14 protein-coding genes and 1 CRISPR repeat array (1 of these 15 cut by a window edge) are annotated in these 18,377 nt (G+C 60.8%); of the genes, 10 read left to right on the top strand and 4 right to left on the bottom strand.

Annotation, left to right across the window (positions count from 1 at the left end; translation table 11 throughout):
- A CRISPR array of direct repeats spans window positions 1–838; the repeat unit is 32 nt; unit sequence GTCGCGCCCCGCGTGGGCGCGTGGATTGAAAC; it reaches 705 nt to the left of the window's first position.
- Window positions 839–1,033: 195 nt separating this feature from the next.
- From ACYVGS_RS17210 to ilvD, 5 genes are read left to right on the top strand one after another with little or no spacing between them, the layout of a single operon-like run.
- Window positions 1,034–1,651, top strand: a complete 618-nt coding sequence (locus ACYVGS_RS17210) for a LemA family protein (RefSeq protein WP_460589927.1) — start codon at window positions 1,034–1,036, stop codon at window positions 1,649–1,651.
- Window positions 1,651–2,397 carry a TPM domain-containing protein gene (locus ACYVGS_RS17205; RefSeq protein ID WP_460589926.1) on the top strand — a complete coding sequence of 249 codons (747 nt, stop codon included), beginning with the start codon at window positions 1,651–1,653 and terminating at the stop codon, window positions 2,395–2,397. Before ACYVGS_RS17210 ends, ACYVGS_RS17205 begins: the two co-directional genes overlap by 1 nt.
- A 60-nt stretch (window positions 2,398–2,457) precedes the next feature.
- Window positions 2,458–3,075 carry a TPM domain-containing protein gene (locus ACYVGS_RS17200; protein WP_460589925.1) on the top strand — a complete coding sequence of 206 codons (618 nt, stop codon included), beginning with the start codon at window positions 2,458–2,460 and terminating at the stop codon, window positions 3,073–3,075.
- Window positions 3,076–3,131: 56 nt separating this feature from the next.
- Window positions 3,132–3,731, top strand: coding sequence for a pentapeptide repeat-containing protein (locus ACYVGS_RS17195; protein ID WP_460589924.1), 600 nt, complete (start codon window positions 3,132–3,134; stop codon window positions 3,729–3,731).
- On the top strand, window positions 3,724–5,418 hold the full coding sequence (gene ilvD, locus ACYVGS_RS17190) for a dihydroxy-acid dehydratase (protein WP_460589923.1): 1,695 nt from the start codon (window positions 3,724–3,726) through the stop codon (window positions 5,416–5,418). The genes ACYVGS_RS17195 and ilvD overlap by 8 nt, the downstream gene beginning before the upstream one ends.
- On the opposite strand, the gene ACYVGS_RS17185 is transcribed toward ilvD, so the two are convergent.
- Window positions 5,415–6,923, bottom strand: a complete 1,509-nt coding sequence (locus tag ACYVGS_RS17185) for a M56 family metallopeptidase (protein WP_460589922.1) — start codon at window positions 6,921–6,923, stop codon at window positions 5,415–5,417. The genes ilvD and ACYVGS_RS17185 overlap by 4 nt on opposite strands.
- A 5-nt stretch (window positions 6,924–6,928) precedes the next feature.
- Window positions 6,929–7,297: a BlaI/MecI/CopY family transcriptional regulator gene (locus ACYVGS_RS17180; protein WP_460589921.1), complete on the bottom strand. Its 369-nt coding sequence runs from the start codon at window positions 7,295–7,297 to the stop codon at window positions 6,929–6,931.
- A gap of 113 nt (window positions 7,298–7,410) precedes the next feature.
- On the opposite strand from ACYVGS_RS17180, the gene ACYVGS_RS17175 reads away from it, so the two are divergent.
- The 5 genes from ACYVGS_RS17175 to ACYVGS_RS17155 all read left to right on the top strand — a co-directional run bounded on the left by ACYVGS_RS17175 (window position 7,411) and on the right by ACYVGS_RS17155 (window position 14,218).
- Window positions 7,411–9,627 carry a TonB-dependent receptor gene (locus ACYVGS_RS17175; RefSeq protein ID WP_460589920.1) on the top strand — a complete coding sequence of 739 codons (2,217 nt, stop codon included), beginning with the start codon at window positions 7,411–7,413 and terminating at the stop codon, window positions 9,625–9,627.
- Between the two features lie 10 nt (window positions 9,628–9,637).
- The gene (locus tag ACYVGS_RS17170) at window positions 9,638–10,708 is read left to right on the top strand and encodes a tyrosine-protein phosphatase (protein WP_460589919.1); all 1,071 of its coding nucleotides are present in this window, start codon (window positions 9,638–9,640) and stop codon (window positions 10,706–10,708) included.
- 118 nt (window positions 10,709–10,826) lie between these two features.
- Window positions 10,827–13,265, top strand: coding sequence for a CaiB/BaiF CoA transferase family protein (locus ACYVGS_RS17165; protein ID WP_460589918.1), 2,439 nt, complete (start codon window positions 10,827–10,829; stop codon window positions 13,263–13,265).
- A 12-nt stretch (window positions 13,266–13,277) separates the two neighbouring features.
- A complete protein-coding gene (locus ACYVGS_RS17160) occupies window positions 13,278–13,862 on the top strand; it encodes a nucleoside deaminase (RefSeq protein WP_460589917.1) in 585 nt (194 codons plus the stop codon).
- Window positions 13,863–13,879: 17 nt separating this feature from the next.
- Window positions 13,880–14,218 (top strand): alkylphosphonate utilization protein, encoded by a 339-nt coding sequence (locus ACYVGS_RS17155; RefSeq protein ID WP_460589916.1) that lies wholly within the window; start codon window positions 13,880–13,882, stop codon window positions 14,216–14,218.
- A 58-nt stretch (window positions 14,219–14,276) separates the two neighbouring features.
- Here ACYVGS_RS17155 and ACYVGS_RS17150 read toward each other — a convergent pair whose 3' ends face one another.
- The gene (locus tag ACYVGS_RS17150) at window positions 14,277–15,866 is read right to left on the bottom strand and encodes an alkaline phosphatase D family protein (protein ID WP_460589915.1); all 1,590 of its coding nucleotides are present in this window, start codon (window positions 15,864–15,866) and stop codon (window positions 14,277–14,279) included.
- Between the two features lie 9 nt (window positions 15,867–15,875).
- The gene (locus ACYVGS_RS17145) at window positions 15,876–18,260 is read right to left on the bottom strand and encodes a TonB-dependent receptor (protein ID WP_460589914.1); all 2,385 of its coding nucleotides are present in this window, start codon (window positions 18,258–18,260) and stop codon (window positions 15,876–15,878) included.
- Window positions 18,261–18,377: the final 117 nt, after the last annotated feature.

Here is an 18,377-nt window from a genome sequence, read left to right as displayed (position 1 = left end):
GTGCGTTTCATGCGCCACGTCGCGCCCCGCGTGGGCGCGTGGATTGAAACGGCTCCTGCGCCTCCAGTGAGGCGGCTGCGGCGTGTCGCGCCCCGCGTGGGCGCGTGGATTGAAACTGATGATCTACGCCGGCATTCGGGCTGGCAAGCTAGTCGCGCCCCGCGTGGGCGCGTGGATTGAAACTGCTCCACCCGCATCTCGTCCTGCTGCTTGCGGGTCGCGCCCCGCGTGGGCGCGTGGATTGAAACAAGCCATTGCCTCCAGCTCGCGGCGGGCTGCGGCGTCGCGCCCCGCGTGGGCGCGTGGATTGAAACTACTACCGGCGCGTGAAACCGGACTGGCACATGGGTCGCGCCCCGCGTGGGCGCGTGGATTGAAACCAGCTCAACCCCAGCCCCCCGATTCTGGAAGAAGTCGCGCCCCGCGTGGGCGCGTGGATTGAAACAAGTATTACGTCGGCGACAATCCACCGGCAGGATTGTCGCGCCCCGCGTGGGCGCGTGGATTGAAACTGGCTATAAGGCGGTTCCTGCTTATTCCAAAACGTCGCGCCCCGCGTGGGCGCGTGGATTGAAACATTCGCGGCATGGCGTCCGACGACACCTACCGGGTCGCGCCCCGCGTGGGCGCGTGGATTGAAACAGCCCATTCCCCGACTGATCGTTGATCTGATAGAGTCGCGCCCCGCGTGGGCGCGTGGATTGAAACGGTAGCTCCTCTCGAATGCTGTAGGTCATTTTCGTCGCGCCCCGCGTGGGCGCGTGGATTGAAACCAGCGTGCAGTGCGCGAGCGCGTCGATGTGCTGGTCGCGCCCCGCGTGGGCGCGTGGATTGAAACATGTACCACGCACAACAGCGGTTCGCGATGTAGAGTGTCGCGCCTTACGCGATCACATCGAAAACCGCATGGGCCAGGTCGACCAATGAGGTTGGCCTTGATAAACGTCTTGCTGTCGGCAGGAAAGCACCTTGGGTTGGTCCGGGCCTAAAGTGTTACGATTACAACCTGTGACCCTTTCCAGGACAGAACATTATGGAAACCCTGCAAAATACGTCGCAAGCACGCTCCTTCTGGCAACTGCCCTCGCTGCTGGCGCTGCTTCTGTTGCTCACCGGCTGCGGCATCAACAACATCCCCACTTACGACGAAAAGGTGACTTCCGCCTGGGCGCAGGTAGAGAACCAGTACCAGCGCCGTGCGGACCTGATCCCAAATCTGGTGGAGACGGTCAAGGGCTTTGCCGCCCAGGAAAAGGAAACCCTAACCGCAGTGATGGAGGCGCGCTCCCGAGCGACTTCTATCCAGGTGGACGAGAGCATCCTCAACAATCCGGAGAAGCTGCAGCAGTTCCAGCAGGCCCAGGGTGAGCTGAGCAGCGCGCTTAGCCGCCTGATGGCGGTTTCCGAGCGCTATCCCGATCTGAAGTCGAACCAGAACTTCCTGGCCCTGCAGTCGCAGCTGGAGGGTACGGAGAATCGCATCGCCGTGGCCCGGCGCGATTTCATTCAGGCCGTGGAGCGCTACAACACCGAGCTGCGCACCTTCCCGGGGCGCATATGGCACAGCATTCTGTATAGCGATCTCGAGCCCCGGGCCAACTTCGAAGCCACCACGGAAAATGCGCAGAACGCGCCCGCCGTGGAGTTCTGATGAGAGTTGTTCTGCGCACAAGCCTGCTGGTCTGGCTGTTCTGGCTTCCCTTCTCCGCGTGGGCACAGTCCGCGCCGGACTTTCCGAAGCTCACCGGCCGGGTGGTGGATCGGGCCGACATGCTGCAGCCGGCCGTGGAAGCGCGCCTGGGCCAGATGCTCCAGGCCCACGAGCAGTCCACCATGGAGCAGGTGGTGGTGGTGACCCTGCCGGACCTGCAGGGCTACCCGATCGAGGATTTCGGCTACCAGCTTGCGCGACACTGGGGCATCGGGCAGAAGGGCGAGGACAATGGCGCGCTGCTGATCGTGGCCAGGGACGAGCGCAAGGTCCGTATTGAAGTCGGTTACGGCCTGGAGGGCCGGCTCACAGACGCCGAGTCGGCGCTGATCATCAATCGCATTATCACGCCAGCTTTCCTTCAGGGTGACTTCCCGGCAGGTATCGTCAACGGTACCGCTGCCATGATCCAGGTGCTCGGCGGTAAGCCCCTGGCCCTGCCCCAGGGGCAGGACGGCCGTGCTAGCCAGGAAAAACCCAAGCCCGGCCTGGTCGGGTTGTTCTTTCTCATCATGCTGCTCGTTTCCCTGCTGGGGGGCGGTGGTCGTGGCCGTGGCGGCGCGGCCCTGCTGGGCGGTGCACTTCTCGGCGGTGCCATGGGCGGTCGTGGCGGCGGCTTTGGGGGCGGTGGATTTGGCGGCGGAGGCGGCGGCTTCGGCGGCGGCGGTGCCTCCGGTGGCTGGTAGTATCGCGAATCGAATCAACAAGCCAACGCACTCGCCGGCGACAATGGGAAACAGGCAATCATGACACTACTCAGCAAGAACGATCAGGATGCCGTGGCTGCGGCGATCCAGAATGTGGAGCGGGAAACCGACGCTGAACTGGTCACCGTACTAGCTGCCCGGGCGGACAACTACAGCTATATACCGCTGCTCTGGGCAGGCATCCTGGCCCTGCTACTGCCCGGTGGCGCGAATTATGTGGGCGGCTGGCTGAGTGCCGATTTGCTGTTGCTGACACAGTGGGGGATGTTTATTGCACTCAGCCTGCTGTTCCGTCTCCCGGGCATCAGTACCCGATTGATCCCCCGGCAGGTGCGCTACTGGCGCGCGTCCAACCTTGCCCGCCGGCAGTTCCTGGAGCAGAACCTCCACCACACCGAGGGCGGCACGGGCATGCTGATCTTTGTCTCCGAGGCGGAGCGCTACGTGGAGATTCTGGTGGACCGTGGTATCGCCAGCAGGCTGGATAATACGGTGTGGGAAGATATCGTCGCGGACTTCACGGCCCGGGTGCGCCAGGGCAGGACACGCGAGGGCTTCCTCGAATGTATCGCGGCCTGTGGTGAGCTATTGAAGTCCCACGTACCGGCGACGCACGAACGCAACGAGTTGCCCAACCATCTGATCATCCTGCCCTGAGACAGGCTTGCCGCGAGCCAGACCATTTACCGGACATTGATGAGTGACAGCTTGGGATGACAGCCATTGACGATAGTGAGCAGTACTTCGAGGCCAGCTTCGAAAAGCTGGATGAGCCCGATGCGGAATACCACGACATCGAGTTCGAGGAGTGCCGCTTTGTAGACTGCAATTTCTCGGGCGCACGCTTTCGCAACTGCAAGTTCATCAACTGCGACTTCCTGCGCTGCAACCTGAGCCTGGTGGAGCTGCCCGGTAGTCGGTTGTTTGGCGTCGGTTTCAAGGAAACCAAACTGGTGGGTGTCGACTTTACCCGGGCCGACTGGCCGGTCTTCCACAGTGATTTTGAATTGCGCTTTCAGCACTGTGTCCTGAATGATGCCTCTTTCCATGGCCTCACCCTCAATGAACTGGTTCTGGAAAACTGCAAGTTGCACGATGTCGATTTTCGCGAGGGTGATTTCCGGGAATCGAACATGACAGGCTGTGATTTCACCCACAGTCTCTTCATGCGCAGTAATTTGCGCAATGTCGATTTCACCGATGCCACCGGCTACGCCATCGACGTCTTGAACAACGAGATAAAAGGTGCGAAGTTCTCCCGCTACGAAGCACTGAGCCTGCTCGACGGGCTGGGAGTGGAGCTGGTTGACTGATCACGGGAACAACAGCGACCCGCTTCGCCGCTATTCCTCTGCGGTGGTGGACGGCATTGGCAAGTCCGCCAGCCGCGCCATGCTGCGCGCCGTGGGTTTCAGCGATGAAGACTTCGCCAAACCACAGGTCGGCATCGCCTCCACCTGGAGCAATGTCACGCCTTGCAACAGCCATATAGATGAGCTCGCCCAGTGCGCCAGTCGCGGCGCCGACGTCGCCGGTGGCAAGGCGGTAATCTTCAACACCATTACCATCTCCGATGGCATAGCCAACGGCACCCAGGGCATGAAGTATTCGCTGGTGTCGCGGGAGGTGATAGCCGATTCCATCGAGACCGTGGCCGGCTGCGAGGGTTTTGACGGGCTGGTGGCCATTGGCGGTTGCGACAAGAACATGCCCGGTTGCCTGATGGGACTGGCGCGCCTGAACCGGCCGAGCGTCTTCGTCTATGGTGGCACGATTCTCCCGGGTGAGGGGCGCACCGACATCATCTCGGTTTTCGAGGCGGTGGGCGCCCACAGTCGCGGTGATCTCGACCTGCTGGCGGTCAAACAGATCGAGGAGACCGCGATTCCCGGTCCCGGCTCCTGCGGCGGCATGTATACCGCCAATACCATGGCCTCGGCCATCGAGGCTCTGGGCATGAGCCTGCCGGGCAGCTCGGCGCAAAATGCGGTTTCACAGGTCAAGCGCGACGACTGCGAAGCGGCCGGCGCCGCGGTCCTGCAACTGCTGGCCCAGGACATCAAGCCCTCGGATATCATGACCCGGGAGGCTTTCGAGAATGCCATTACTGTGGTGATCGCGCTCGGCGGTTCCACCAATGCGGTACTGCATCTGATTGCCATGGCCAGTACAGTCGGTGTTGATCTTACCCTCGCTGATTTCACCCGGATCGGCCGGCGCGTACCGGTACTGGCTGACCTGCGTCCCAGTGGCAAGTACATGATGAGCGAGCTGGTGGCGATCGGCGGCATCCAGCCCTTGATGAAGACCCTGCTGGACGCGGGAATGCTGCACGGTGACTGCCTCACGGTGACCGGCCGTACCCTCGCGGAGAATCTGGCCGGGGTGGCGCCCTATCCACAGGATCAGCAGATTATCGCGCCCATCGATCGGCCACTGAAAGCGGAGAGCCACCTGCGCATTCTCTACGGCAACCTGGCGCCGGAGGGCGCGGTGGCCAAGATCACCGGCAAGGAGGGCACGCGCTTTTCGGGCAGTGCACGGGTATTCGCCTCCGAGGAGGAGGCCCAGCAGCGTATCAACGATGGCACAGTGGTGGCGGGCGACGTGGTGGTGATTCGCTACGAAGGCCCACGCGGTGGGCCGGGCATGCGGGAAATGCTGACCCCGACGTCGGCCATCATGGGCCGCGGCCTGGGCAGTGAGGTGGCGCTGATCACCGATGGACGCTTCTCGGGCGGCAGCCACGGCTTTGTCGTGGGTCACGTCACGCCGGAAGCCTTTGATGGTGGTCCACTGGCTCTGGTCGAGGACGGTGATCGGATTACCATCGATGCCGAGGCCGACACCATCGACGTGGATCTGAGCGATGATGAGCTGGTGCGTCGGCGCCAGGCCTGGCGGCAGCCGGAACCGCGATTCACCCGGGGTGTCCTGGCAAAGTACGTCAGGACGGTCAGCTCGGCGTCGACGGGGGCGGTGACGGACTTGCCGGGTTAGTGAGCTGTATGATCCCGGGGGTGTCTCAGAGAGGGAGTTTCTCGAAACCTTTCTCCCACGGTCTTTTCCATGCTGGAGAGGTCTACTTTCTTGCTTCCGCGATACATCTCGAAGTGCAGATTTTGCCCTCCTGGAAGGTCGCCAAGAGCATCACCCTGGCTTACGGCATCTCCCTTCTGCACGTCGCTGCTATTGAGGTGGGCGTAGCTTGAAAAAACATTATTGGCATGGCGGACAATGATGATCATGCCTGTATAGCTTCCAATACCGCGAACCACGGACTCAACTATACCTTCGGCTACCGCCCGCACTTGGCCGGGCTCGCTAGACTGTAAGTCCAGGGCGGGGTGCGGATAATTTGCAACGATCGGTAACCAGCATGATGCAGTGTCTCCGCCCAGGAAACCTTTGGCAATAAAACTGGTTTGCAAGGGCGAGACTGGCCGTAGTTCATCAAGAATACGCAGACTTTCCGAGCGGGGCAGGATATCTGCACTTACTGGTCGAAAGGCAGTGAGGAGCGAGAGCAGAGTAAGCACTATGGTCGTCACCACAATCGGAAGCCAGGAAGAACTCTGCCCTGGTGGGTGGACCAAGATCCGAATGCGTTGTTCCAGGAAATTGCGGTGTCCAGTCAATGCCAGGGCCGGCGGGGGGCCTCTGCGGGAAGACTGGATTCTGGCGACGTTCAGTAATGCGCTGCCATAACGTTTTGCGCCAAGCGTATTTGCGGCCAACAGGTCGCAGCAGTGCTCGCGCAGTTGGTACAGGCGGCGCCCGAGGAACCAGGTGGAGGGACAAAAGAAAAACAACGACTGAGCTATTTGCTGCAGGCGAAGCCACAAGTCATCCAGTCGCCTTACATGGGCGAGTTCGTGGAGTATGACTGCTTCCAGGTCGGCATTGGAGAGCTTATTGAGCAGGGACTCGGGAAGTACAATGACGGGCCGGTGAAGGCCCATGGTGAAGGCGCATGTAACCTCACTGGTTTGCAGCAGGGACACCTCCCGACCCAATCCCCACTGTTTTTGCCAATGTTCCAGGCACTCATGCAAGCAAGGATTGGTGACAGGTTTTGACGCTTTTACGACTTTCCGGAAGTGAGATCTGCGTTGAAGGTGGCGAAAGCAGAGTGCGATCGCCGTTGCTGCCCAGATTAAGACCAGCAACCCTTGCCAGGACAGAAGGGGAGGACCCGGCAGGGCGTTACTAAAGCGCTCGTAGATGGGCGTGTCGCAGGGATGGCTTGCCAGGGCTGTTAGCCAGCTCGGACCGTTTGGGCTGTGGATGGGTAGACCGAAACCGGGTTTAAGCACGCCGGTGAGAATCAGCCACACCAGAAAGGTCATCCAGATTGAAAACCTCACTCTCGGTGAACGTTGTCGCCAAAACCAGGACAGTGCGACGATCACCGCAAGACCCAGCATGGATGTGAGCAGCTGATGTCGTGCTACGGCTCCCATCAGGAAGCTGATGTTCTCGAGGTGATAGCTCAGGCCGATCATTTGCCTCAGTCGCTTTCGGGCTGGTGCCTGTCCAGAAGTTGCTGTAATTCTTCGAGTTCTCGTTCCGAGTAGAGCTTGCTGTCTGCAAACAGATTGACCACGGCTCGGTCATCGAGCTCCAGCACTCGGTCAGCGAAAAAGCGTACCCAGCTTGCGAGCCCCTGTGCCCGGCTTACCTGGGCATGGTAGACAAATACCCCGTGAACCTGGGTTCGCTCCAGAAGCCCTTTTTGGGTCATGCGGTCCATGACGGTCTTTGTGGTGTTGTAAGCCCAGCCATTGGCCATGCGGTCGTGTACTTCACGGACACTAAGCGGCGTATCTTTCCACAGCTCCTGCAGTACCGATAGTTCGGACTTGGTGAGTTCAAGCATTTCCTGAAGGGTCCTCGGATTTCACCCGAGGATATTGACATACCAACCTCAAAGCTTCAATGTGGTAGATAAACTACAATGTAGTAAAACAACCACAATATGGGATAGCAATGATGAACTCACAGCATCGCAACAGCCTGACAACCGCCATAACCGCTGCCACGATGGGTGTATTGCTAGGGTCAGAACCCCTGCTGGCGCAGCCTGCTCTTGAGGAAGTCGTGGTAACCGCGCGTAAGCGCGAAGAATCCTTGCAGGATGCACCGATGTCGATCAAAGCCCTTGGAGCCATGGAGCTGGAGCGACGAAATATCACGACGCTATCCGACCTTGAAGGGGCAGTGCCCAATCTCAGCGTGAAGGGCAGCATCAGCCGCAATAATGCGGGGGTGTTTATCCGCGGTGTGGGACAGGGGGACCGTTCCATCACGCTGGACCCGGGCGTGGGCCTCTATATCAATGGTGTTTATCTCGCTCGCATGCAGGGAGGCATGCTGGACCTGCTGGACATTGAGCGGATTGAAGTACTGCGTGGGCCACAGGGCACGCTTTACGGCCGCAACACCATTGGTGGTGCAGTGAATATCGTTCCCTCGAAACCCTCCGAAAAAGCTGGCCTGAAGGTCAGGGTCGGCACAGGTAATTACAGCCTGGTGGATACTGGGGTCGTCGCCGACCTCCCGCTGATAGAGGACACACTCTATAGCCGGCTCTCAGTGGGATACACGGACCGGGATGGTTTCACGACCAATGTCGCCAACGGTGAAAAATGGGATGATAAGAACTATCTCGGGCTGCGGGGTGATCTGCGTTGGTTGCCAAGTGATAATGTCACGGTGGATTTGTCGCTGGACTGGTCGAAACGACGTCAGGAATCTAGTGGTGGACAGTGTGTATTGGAAGACCGCAATGCGCCGCTTATGCAGCTGGCGGATCGAGTTCTTGGCCTGGGATACGCCGATGCGTGTGCCGAAACAGAGTCGCTTGGTGACCTCCGCTTTGCTTTGGATAGTTCGAGCCGGGATGATACTGACGAGTGGGGAATGGCGGCCAGTCTGGAATGGGCGCTGTCCGACACTGCGACCCTCAAATCAATCACGTCCTTCCGCCGCCTGGAGTGGGCACTGGACGAGGACTTCGATAGCTCCCCCCTTCCCGTCTATCACAGCCGCAATGACGCTAGCTGGCAGGAGCAGTACAGCCAGGAGTTCCAGTTAACCGGAGACACTCTTGGTGGCGACCTGCAGTGGACAATGGGTCTGTATATGTTCTCCGAGGAGGTGGAACGCCCGGCGTTTACGGATTTCTTCCTGCTCAATCAATTCAGTGAGCGTATTCGCTATTCAGAAACCGAGAGCTATGCGCTCTACGGGCAGGCCAGCTACCAGTTGGCCGAACAATGGGTACTTACGGGTGGGCTTCGCTACACCTATGAGGATCGAGGCTTTGCCAACCAGGAGGTTCTGCTTCCGTCGGGCGACCTGACAGATAATGTTGCGGTGAGCGACACCTTCAGCGCCGTGACACCCATGCTCAACCTGGCGTGGCACCCGACAGAATCCGTCATGGCCTACCTTAGCCTATCCCAAGGCTTCAAGTCGGGTGGCTTCAACGCGCGCCCGGATGTCAGCCAGCCGGAATCACTTGAACCCTACGATGAGGAGACGGTCGATAGTTATGAGATCGGGATCAAAAGCCGCTGGCTAGAGGATCGGCTGACAGCGAATCTAGCGCTTTTCCGCTCTGACTATGAGGACATGCAGTTGAATAATGTCCAGGTGTCCGACTCCGGCACACCGCTGTCGATCATCCGCAATGCCGGTGAATCCGTGATCGAAGGTGTGGAACTGGACATCGAAGCATTGGTCACTGAAAACTGGCGTATCTCTCTGGGTTATGGCTATACCAGCGCTGAATACGAGGAGTACGCGACGCTAAATCCCACGAGTGGTCTGGTCGAAGACCTGACCTACCTGGAGTTTGCCAACACGCCTGAAAACAGTCTCAAACTGTCGACCGACTGGAAGCTTCCCCTCGAATTGCCCGGACTGTACGAAAGTCGTTTCCGTATCGACTATAGCTATACCGATGGCTATTACAACGATGTGGAAAATACCGAAGCCTTACGGCGGGAGGATACCGATATTGTGAATGCCTCACTGTTGTTTGCCTTCAATGAAGATCGCACGCGCCTTCAGCTGTGGGGCAAGAATCTTACCGATGAGGTCTACTACCGGGCGGGATTCTCCCTGGGGGCAAGTTTTGGCGCCGGTCAGCGGTTCTTTAGTGAACCACGTACCTATGGCGTGACCCTGACGCACGAACTCTAGGAGGTTGATCATGAAGATTTCGTGTTTACGAGCTGTGCGTCTTTCCGCCCTGTTGGGTGTGTCCCTCACTGCAATCATGGAAGGTAGAGCAGAGAACGGTGCGGCTTTCTCGGTGGTCAGTGATGCGCCTGTGCGTGCTGTTGTGGTCGCACCAGCCACGGAGGATGTCAGCGCTCTTTATGCAGGCGAGTCACCGGATCAGGTCAACAGGCGGGTGGGCGGATGGAAGCCCAGTGCGGCAGGATTGCTGGTTTCTGATGTGCATTCGGAGGATCGCGGTTGGTATCGCGTGGTCTATGAGGACGGGCGTGAGCTCGTCCTCGGCCCGCGCCACGTGCCGGAGATTCGGGGGCGTAACCTCCGCGATCTGGGGGGTTATACGACATCGGACGGTGCACGCGTAAAGCCGGGCCAGCTCTTCCGTTCCGGCTACCTGAGTGACCTCTCTTCTGAGCAGAAGATGAGCTTACAGGATCTTGGCATTGCCCGGGTCTGTGATTTCCGCTCTGCCGCCGAACGACTCGACAAACCCGACCCGGATTTGCCGGGCTGGCAGCAGATTGAAGACTGCCAGGGGGGTAATTCGGCGGATAGTTTTGCCGCACTATCCAGGTTGGCTGAACGAGCCCGGGTGGGTGAAGCGGTCGACTGGCGGAACCTTATCATCAGCAGCTATGCCAAGATGGGACAGCACTATGCGCCAGCTTTTCGGGCACTGTTTGACAGCCTCGTAGAGCATCCGAACGAGCCGGTGCTTTTTCACTGCACGGCGGGCAAGGATCGCACGGGTATCGCAGCGGCACTGGTGTTGCTGGCGCTGGGTGTGACCGAGGAGCAGGTCGTGGCCGACTACACCATGAGCGAAATGGACCCGGTATCCGACCTTGAAACCGACGCGTATCCCGAAGAGCTGGTGAATCAACCGGATTTGCAGGCAACCGATTCCGAATACATCCGATCCGCGCTGGAGGGAATAAAGCAGGATTATGGCAGTATTGCTATCTATTTACGGGATGTAATGGGTCTTAGCCACGAGCGGATGGAGGTGTTGAGATCGGCGTTGTTGATAGCACCCGAATAACAGAGCCTTAACTTCGCTCTCAGGTAACAGTCATTTGGCCATCTGCAGCTGCACTGTGCTCTTGCATCGTTGATCCCCGCGGAACACCATAGCGTGACTAGAGCAGGGAACAACAATAATGCCCGCATCAGCTGCAACACCCGACGCACCGTTTCCCCTCGCCGGCATCCGTGTCCTCGAGCTGAGCGACGCCATAGCCGGCGCCTGGAGTGGCAAGCTCTTCGCCGACGCCGGTGCCGATGTCATCAAGGTGGAGCCACCCGGCGGCGATCCGCTGCGACGCTGGAAGGCCTCCGCCGAGTTGGGCCAGTCGGCCCCGCTCGCCGCGGGGGAAACCGGGGCGCTGTTTCACTACCTGAATGGCAACAAGCAGAGCCGCGCGCTGGACTTGCAGTCAGAGTCTGGCCGCGAGGCTTTTCGGGCACTATGTCGGGGTGCCGACCTGCTCTTGATTGACCTGAGGGAAGCGGAGCCGGATTTACAGCACTGGCTCCGGAGTCTGCAGGATGACTGCCCGGGACTCTGTGTCACCGAGCTGTCCAATTGGGGCCCGCAGGGCCCGTTTTCTGCTCGCGCGGCAAACGAATTCACCTTACAGGCAGAGGTGGGCAGTACCGCCTACCGCGGCTACGCCGATCGTGCCCCCCTGGGGGCGGGCGGCCAGATCGGCGAGTACCTGGGCGGCACCATGGCGGCGGTCTCAGCGCTGGTGAGCTGGTTCTCGGGGCAACGCTCCGGGCAGGGGCACCGGGCTGAGGTATCACTGTTCGAAACGCTCCTCCTCTGCCTGCAGCCCTACCAGTTCATTCACAGCCAGCTGGAGCCCGACGTACCGGTTCCGCGCTCGGTGGAGATCCCCTCGATCGAGCCCGCGGCGGATGGCTGGGCGGGGGTCTGCACCATCACCGCCCAGCAGTGGCAGGCCTTTGCCGACATGATCGGTCATCCCGAATTGGGTGAGGACCCGCAGATGGCCAGCAGCTACCTGCGCTATCTCAACCTGGACCAGGTGGGTCCGAAAATCGAGGCCTGGACGCGCTCACAGACGGTTGCGGAGATCCTCGAGGAAGCCGGCCGCCGACGGATTCCCGCCGCCCCCATTGGCAATGGCCGCGAGGTGCTGGCCATGGCACACATGCGAGAGCGGGGCCTCTACCCGGAAAATCCCGCTGGTTTCCGCCAGTCGCGATCCCCGTATCATTTCTCCGCCGCTAGCTTGCGTGAGCCGGCACCGGCACCCCAGCTGGGCGAGTCCGCCGGTTGGGGCGAGCGTGATGATCCACCGATGTCAGCCCGAGACGCTAAGGCGGCGACAACGACTGGCAGTCCTCCGCCGACCGGCCCCCTCGAAGGCCTGCGTGTCGTCGATTTCACCGCTTTCTGGGCGGGACCCTTCGCCAGCGCGCTGTTCGCCGCGCTCGGTGCCGATGTGATCAAGGTTGAGTCGATCCAGCGCCCTGACGGCATGCGCTTTGCCGCGGGCATGCCGCCGGACGAGCGCCCCCTTTGGGAACTTTCCTGTATTACCCACGGCGCCAATACCAACAAGCGAGATGTCACCCTGGATCTGGAGAGCGAGGCCGGCCTGGACTTGGCGCGTCGCCTGATTCGCGACGCGGATATCGTGATCGAAAACTTCTCCCCGCGCGTCATGGAGAACTTCGGTCTGGGCTGGGAGGCGATTCACGCCCTCAACCCGGAGGCGATCATGGTGCGTATGCCGGCTTTCGGCCTGGAGGGCCCCTGGCGTGACCGCACGGGTTTCGCCATGACTATTGAACAGATCTCGGGTTTGGCCTGGCTGACGGGCTATGCGGACCGTTCACCGCTGGTGCCGCGGGGATGCGTCGACCCGCTCGGGGGGATGAACGCGGTTTTTGCCACCCTGGGGGCGCTGCGTCTGCGTGACCAGGGCCACGGTGGCCAGCTGGTCGAGGTACCCCTGGTGGAGGCGGGGCTCGCCATCGCCGCGGAGCAGGTACTGGAGTACTCGGCCTATGGGACACTGCTCGAGCGCAATGGCAACCGCATGCCCCAGGCCACGCCCCAGGGTGTATTCCAGGGTAGCGATGGCGAGTGGCTGGCAGTTTCGGTGTCACGCCCGCAACATTGGCGCGCACTGGTGGCGCTTCTGGAGGAACCGGCGCTGCAGGACCCCGGACTCGAGGAGCCCGCCGAACGCCGTGCCCGCGAGGATGAGATCGAGGCCGTGCTGTTGGACTGGTGCGCCGGCTTTCCGGCAGCCGAACTGGCCGAACGCCTGGCTGACAACGGTGTGCCGGCCGCCTTCCTGCACAACGTCCGAGATCTCAACCGCCACCCCCAACTCAGCGAGACCGGCTTTTTCCAGCGGCTGCGGCACGCGGTGGTGGGTAACTTGGACTACCCGAGCTTTCCCTTCCGCCTGGATGGGGAATACCTGCCGGTGAAGCGTCCGGCACCTTTGCTGGGGGAGCACAACCGGGAGATCCTTCGGGACCTGCTTGGCCTCGACGAGGCGGAGATCGTCGCGCTGGAGCAGGCTGCCGTGATCGGCAATCGCCCCAGCTTCATGTAAGGAACTGTCGCCATGACCTCACTGCTCACACAAGGCATGCCCGTTACGGACGCGGCGCTCACGGCCATTGCCCACATGCCCACCCGCAGCCTGCCGGTGCTGATGGACGAGGGCTTTGCACGGGGACTGACGGACGCCGATTTCATGCGCATTGCCGTGTTGCTCGCGCAAAAAAGTTACCATGAGGGTGGTTGCCCAATCGGCGCAGTGATTGTCAGCCACGACACCGGCTGGATTGTCGGCAAGGGTCACAATACCCTGGTGCAGGAAAATCACCCCTACAACCACGGTGAAACCGCGGCGATTCGCGACGCCGGGCGCCAGGATTTCAGCCGTGCCACCCTGTATACCTCCCTGAGCCCTTGCACTGTGTGTGCGACCTTGCTCTACATGCGCGGCTTTTCCCGCGTGGTGGTTGGTGATGTGAGCAATGCCTCCGGTAACGAGGCTATGCTGCACGAACAGGGGCTGCAGGTGGACATCCTTGAAGACGCCACGGGCATTGCCCTGTATGCTCGCTTCCGCGCGGAGCAGCCGGCCCTGGACCTGGAAGACTGGAAGGGGCTGAGCGCAGTGCGTGCAGAACCTGAACCGTAAATGCCGAGAGTCCTGTCATGAGTGAATTGCCCCCCTGTCCCCAGTGCCAGTCCCCCTATGCCTACCAGGACGGCGAGATGCTGGTTTGTCCGGAATGCGGCCACGAGTGGCGCCCCGGTGAAGAATCCGCGAACGACGACGCCCTGCAGGTGCTGGACGCCCATGGCACCCCCCTGAGCGATGGCGATACCATCACGGTGATCAAGGACCTCAAGATCAAGGGCTCCTCTCAGGTGGTGAAGGTCGGCACCAAGGTGAAAAATATCCGCCTGGTGGAAGGCGACCACAATATCGACTGCAAGATCGATGGCATCGGGCCGATGAAACTCAAGTCCGAATTTACCAAACGGGCCTGACTAACTGACGTCGCAGCGGGCGCCGAGAACTCCGAGCAGGTCGTGGTTACCAGACAGCTCAGGTTGTTGGCATCTCGCCTTCGGGCCGCAATAGCTGTGTGAAGAGCGTCTCTCCCTCCAAGTCCTTCAGCGTCACTGTCATCGCACGACTCTCGGTGTCTATATCCACCTGACCGAAAAACTGCATACCTTCCAGGGGGGACAGGTTGACGCGACCGTCCTCGGGGGCCTTGCGGTAGATCAGCTGGGGGCCGAAGGTATTGTCCAGGGGATTGGGTCCGAAGGTACCGGCGTTCAGGGGGCCGCTGACAAATTCCCAGAAGGGTGAAAAATGCGGGTACTGCGCTTTTTCCGGATCGTAATAGTGGGCGGCAGTGTAGTGCACGTCCGCCGTTAGCCATACCACATTGGCGATTTTTTCATCGCGAATAAAGGTGAGCAGCTCCGCAATTTCCAGTTCCCGTCCTGCGGCAGGCCCGTCCCGTAGAGCGATAGCCTCGGCACCGCGGGCATGTTCCCAGTTGTCGTAGACAACCAGGCCCAGGGGCATACTCGAGGCAATGACCTTCCAGGTGGCGGTGGACTGTCGCAGTGATTGTTTCAGCCAAGCCATCTGCGCCTGTCCGAGAATGCGAAACTCCGGCGACAGTTCCCTTGGCTGCTCGTCGCTGTTGGGGCCGCGCCAGGCCCGTAGGTCGATACGGAACACGTCCAGTAGTGGCCCGTGGCTGAAGTGGTCGTGGATGCGCTCCGGATTCAGCGGGTGTTGGCGCACCGGCATGTACTCCTGAAAGGCGCGCATGGCTCGGGCGGCGAGACGCGCAACTGAGCCCTCGCGGTAGCGCGGGTCGTTATCCCGGCGCAGTTCCCAGTACCAGTTGTTGGTGACCTCGTGGTCGTCCCACTGGGCATACATGGGCACCTCGGCATTGAAGCGCCGCAGGGGCGCATCCAGCAGGTTATAGCGAAACTGGCCGCGGAATTCGTCGAGGCTCTCGGCAACCTTGCTCTTCTCCGGTGTGACCAGGTTGCGCCAGCTGGTCCCGTCAGGCAGCTGCACGCTTTCTCCGATGGGGCTGTCGGCGTAGACAGTATCCCCACAGTGGATGAAGAAGTCCGGTTGCAGCGCGTGCATACTGTTGTAGATACGCATGCCGCCAAAGTCAGGGTTGATGCCCCAGCCCTGGCCGGCGGTGTCGCCGGACCAGAGGAAGCGGACATTCCGCTCGGCACTTGCGGGCGCGGTGCGGAAGCTCCCGCGCAGGGGTTCGCTGTGGATTTTCAGGTCTGCCAGGTCAGTGAACACGATCTCATAGTAGATACGCTCGCCGGCCGGTAGGCCGTTTAGCAGCAGTTTTGCCGTGTGGTCGCGATCCTGCAGGGCGTGTACCCAAGGGCCGTGCACGGCGTCCGCCAGGTCCGGGCGGGTGGACCACCGCAGCTGCATACGCGCATCGCGGTCTGTGCGCGACCAGATGAGTGCGCTGTCCGATCGCACATCGCCTACCTGGGACCCCCAGTCCACTCGAGGTCTCCCCTCGCCGCGTCCATAGGCTCTGCGTACCAGCGCCGGTGCCAGCGCACCGGCAGAACCCGCTTGCAGCAGGCGGCGGCGGGACCAGCCGGCGTGCGTGGAGTCTTCCGTCATGACCCTTCCTCAGAACTGATAGCGCGCACCCAGGGTGATCACTCGCGGCGGCAGCAGCTGGAAGCTGGTGACCCCCTGGAAGAAATCGTCGGTGTGTACCGAGCTGACTTCATCGCTATCGAACAGGTTCTGGATGTTGAGCTGGAAGTCCCAGGCACTGTCGGAGGGGAGGAAGCGGAAGTTCAAATGGGCCAGGTCGTAGGACTCCACCACGTCCCGTGTCGAGTTGAATACCCGGTTGTAGTACTCGCCGCGGTGGCTCCAGCTCAGGCTGGTGATCAGGTTGCCTTGGACCTGGTCGGTCGCAATGGGCTGGTCCCAGGTCAGACGTACGTTGGCCACCACTTCGGGAATTTTCGGCAGCTCGTTGCCGCTAAGATCCACCGCCAGGGAGCGGATGGTGGCTTCGATTTCCGCCGGGTCGGTCAGGCCGGCGGTCTGGTTGACCTGCTCGGCGCGGTCCAGCGCCATGCGGCCTTCCTTGATCTCCGATTCGGCGGCGGACAGGCTGATGTCCAGGGTCAGGCGGTCGGTGATACGCGCCACCGACTCTATCTCGATGCCCAGCACCTCGGATTCCGGCAGGTTGCTACCGCCGCTCACGCCATTGCCGGTCAGGTTGAGGCCCGCGGAGTTGAACAGGTAGTTCTCGATGTCATAGTAGTAGGCGGCCAGGTTGACCTGCAGGCGACGATCGAGAAAATAGTTTTTCGAGCCCAGCTCCCACGCAGTGACTTCCTCTTCCTCGAAGATCTCCGGGAAGAAACCGGTGCCGTTTTCATCTGCTACGAAACCATTGTTGGAGGCGGCGGGCTTGATGCCGGTGGCGGCCGAGAGGTAGACCATGTTGTCATCACTCCAGGCGTAGTCGGCGGCAATTTTCCAGGTCACGTTGTCGTTGTCCTCGGACGGACGAGAGGGCGTGCCCACGCGTCCGTCGTTGGTCAGGCAGCCACTGAAGATATTGCAGCGTAGATCTTCGAAGGTATTTTCGGTCCAGCGCGCGCCACCTGTCAGTGTCAGGCGGTCAGTTACGGCGTAACTGAGCTGACCGAATACTGCGGTAGACTCGAAGGCACGGATATCCGAATTCTGGAAATCGGTATCCGGGTTGATGAAGCCGAGGTCGCGTATGTTCACCGGCAGGCCGTCGCGATCATTGTCAACGAAGTTGCGGGTGTTGCTCTCGACCTCGGTGTCCAGGTAGAAGGCACCCAGTAGCCAGCTCAGGCGGCTGTCGCTGTCCGCGCTGGAGCTGATATTGATCTCGGCGGTCAGTGTTTCGTCTTCCTGGGTCAGGCCGCCCACATGCTGGCGAATCGGCAACTGGCCCAGCAGGGTGATCTCGCCGCTTTCGGGAATCGGCAGCGGGGCCGGGTCATTGGCGGTGAGCGAAGAGCGGTCGGCATCCAGACGGCGATTCATCCGATAATCCTGATGGCTGAACAGGCCCTTCACATCAAAGGCCTTCGCCTGCCACTCAAGAATCAGGCTGGCAATCGTGTTCTCCACCTGGAAGAACTCGGTGGTGTCGTGGGAGACCACGCGCTTGTCGCTTGAGACGGTGTCGAAACCGCCCTTGAGAGCCGGGCCATTGGTGTCCATGTCGAAGTCCTGCACCGACAGGCGCGTCGAGAAGTCGGGCGTCACCTGCCACAGTAGCTGCGCGTTCAGGGAGGTATTGTTTTCGTCGTCAAGGTCATTGAAGGCCCCGGCTACGTTGTCTGGACTGGCCTCCGGGTTGGGAACATTCTTGGTGAAGCCGTCACGGCTGCGCTGTGAGGCGGAGACCCGAACCGCGACACTGTCACTGATCGGCAGGTTAAAGCTACCGCGGACGTTGTTGGTGGAGTAGCTGCCCACCTCGCCGTCGATGAAGCCCTCTGCGACCTCGGTATCGGGGCGTCGGGTGATCACGTTGACGGCACCACCGGAGGAGCTGTTGCCGTAGATGGTCCCGTCGGGGCCGCGGATGACCTCGACCCGCTCCACATCTACCAGGTCCTGGAACAGGGCGAAGTCGTTGGACATAAAGACGCCGTCCACGTGATAGGCCACGCCAGGCTTGGTGGCAGCGTTATCGGGCAGCTCGTTACCAATGCCGCGAATCGTGAAGGTGCGCCGGTAGCCCTGCACGTTGGTGGCCACCAGGCCGGGGATCTGCTCGCTGAAGTCGAAGGGATTGCTGATATTCAGTACGTCAAAATCCTCGCCGGAAAGATTGCTTACCGCGGCGGCGATATCCTGCAGACTCTGTTCGCGCTTTTGTGCGGTAACCACGGTTTCCTCCAGCACGGTGCCCTGTGCCAGCGCCTGTGAGCCGGTGGCCGCCAGCAACAGGCCTGCAGTAATCAGTGATGTGGAAGAGCGTTGCGCGCGCGTGGACAGCTTCATGGAGGTGCATCCTTGTACGGGTGGGAGTGATTCCTGACAGGCCTGCGACCTGTTTATCGGGCACGGCGAGGTTAGGGGAAGCATGTGAAGGCCATGCGACGGGGAGGTGAAGGTTTG

It is taken from the genome of Haliea atlantica (genome assembly GCF_054779855.1).
This window is presented reverse-complemented; position numbering and strand designations above follow the sequence as displayed.

What these genes read in the sequence shown, in the direction of transcription:
- ACYVGS_RS17210 (WP_460589927.1), top strand. Translation starts at nt 1,034, where the DNA reads ATGGAAACCCTGCAAAATACGTCGCAAGCACGCTCCTTCTGGCAACTG.
- ACYVGS_RS17180 (WP_460589921.1), bottom strand. Translation starts at nt 7,297, where the DNA reads ATGCTTGAACTCACCAAGTCCGAACTATCGGTACTGCAGGAGCTGTGG.
- ACYVGS_RS17200 (WP_460589925.1), top strand. Translation starts at nt 2,458, where the DNA reads ATGACACTACTCAGCAAGAACGATCAGGATGCCGTGGCTGCGGCGATC.
- ACYVGS_RS17170 (WP_460589919.1), top strand. Translation starts at nt 9,638, where the DNA reads ATGAAGATTTCGTGTTTACGAGCTGTGCGTCTTTCCGCCCTGTTGGGT.
- ACYVGS_RS17175 (WP_460589920.1), top strand. Translation starts at nt 7,411, where the DNA reads ATGAACTCACAGCATCGCAACAGCCTGACAACCGCCATAACCGCTGCC.
- ACYVGS_RS17165 (WP_460589918.1), top strand. Translation starts at nt 10,827, where the DNA reads ATGCCCGCATCAGCTGCAACACCCGACGCACCGTTTCCCCTCGCCGGC.
- ACYVGS_RS17150 (WP_460589915.1), bottom strand. Translation starts at nt 15,866, where the DNA reads ATGACGGAAGACTCCACGCACGCCGGCTGGTCCCGCCGCCGCCTGCTG.
- ACYVGS_RS17160 (WP_460589917.1), top strand. Translation starts at nt 13,278, where the DNA reads ATGACCTCACTGCTCACACAAGGCATGCCCGTTACGGACGCGGCGCTC.
- ACYVGS_RS17155 (WP_460589916.1), top strand. Translation starts at nt 13,880, where the DNA reads ATGAGTGAATTGCCCCCCTGTCCCCAGTGCCAGTCCCCCTATGCCTAC.
- ACYVGS_RS17185 (WP_460589922.1), bottom strand. Translation starts at nt 6,923, where the DNA reads ATGATCGGCCTGAGCTATCACCTCGAGAACATCAGCTTCCTGATGGGA.
- ACYVGS_RS17205 (WP_460589926.1), top strand. Translation starts at nt 1,651, where the DNA reads ATGAGAGTTGTTCTGCGCACAAGCCTGCTGGTCTGGCTGTTCTGGCTT.
- ACYVGS_RS17195 (WP_460589924.1), top strand. Translation starts at nt 3,132, where the DNA reads ATGACAGCCATTGACGATAGTGAGCAGTACTTCGAGGCCAGCTTCGAA.
- ACYVGS_RS17145 (WP_460589914.1), bottom strand. Translation starts at nt 18,260, where the DNA reads ATGAAGCTGTCCACGCGCGCGCAACGCTCTTCCACATCACTGATTACT.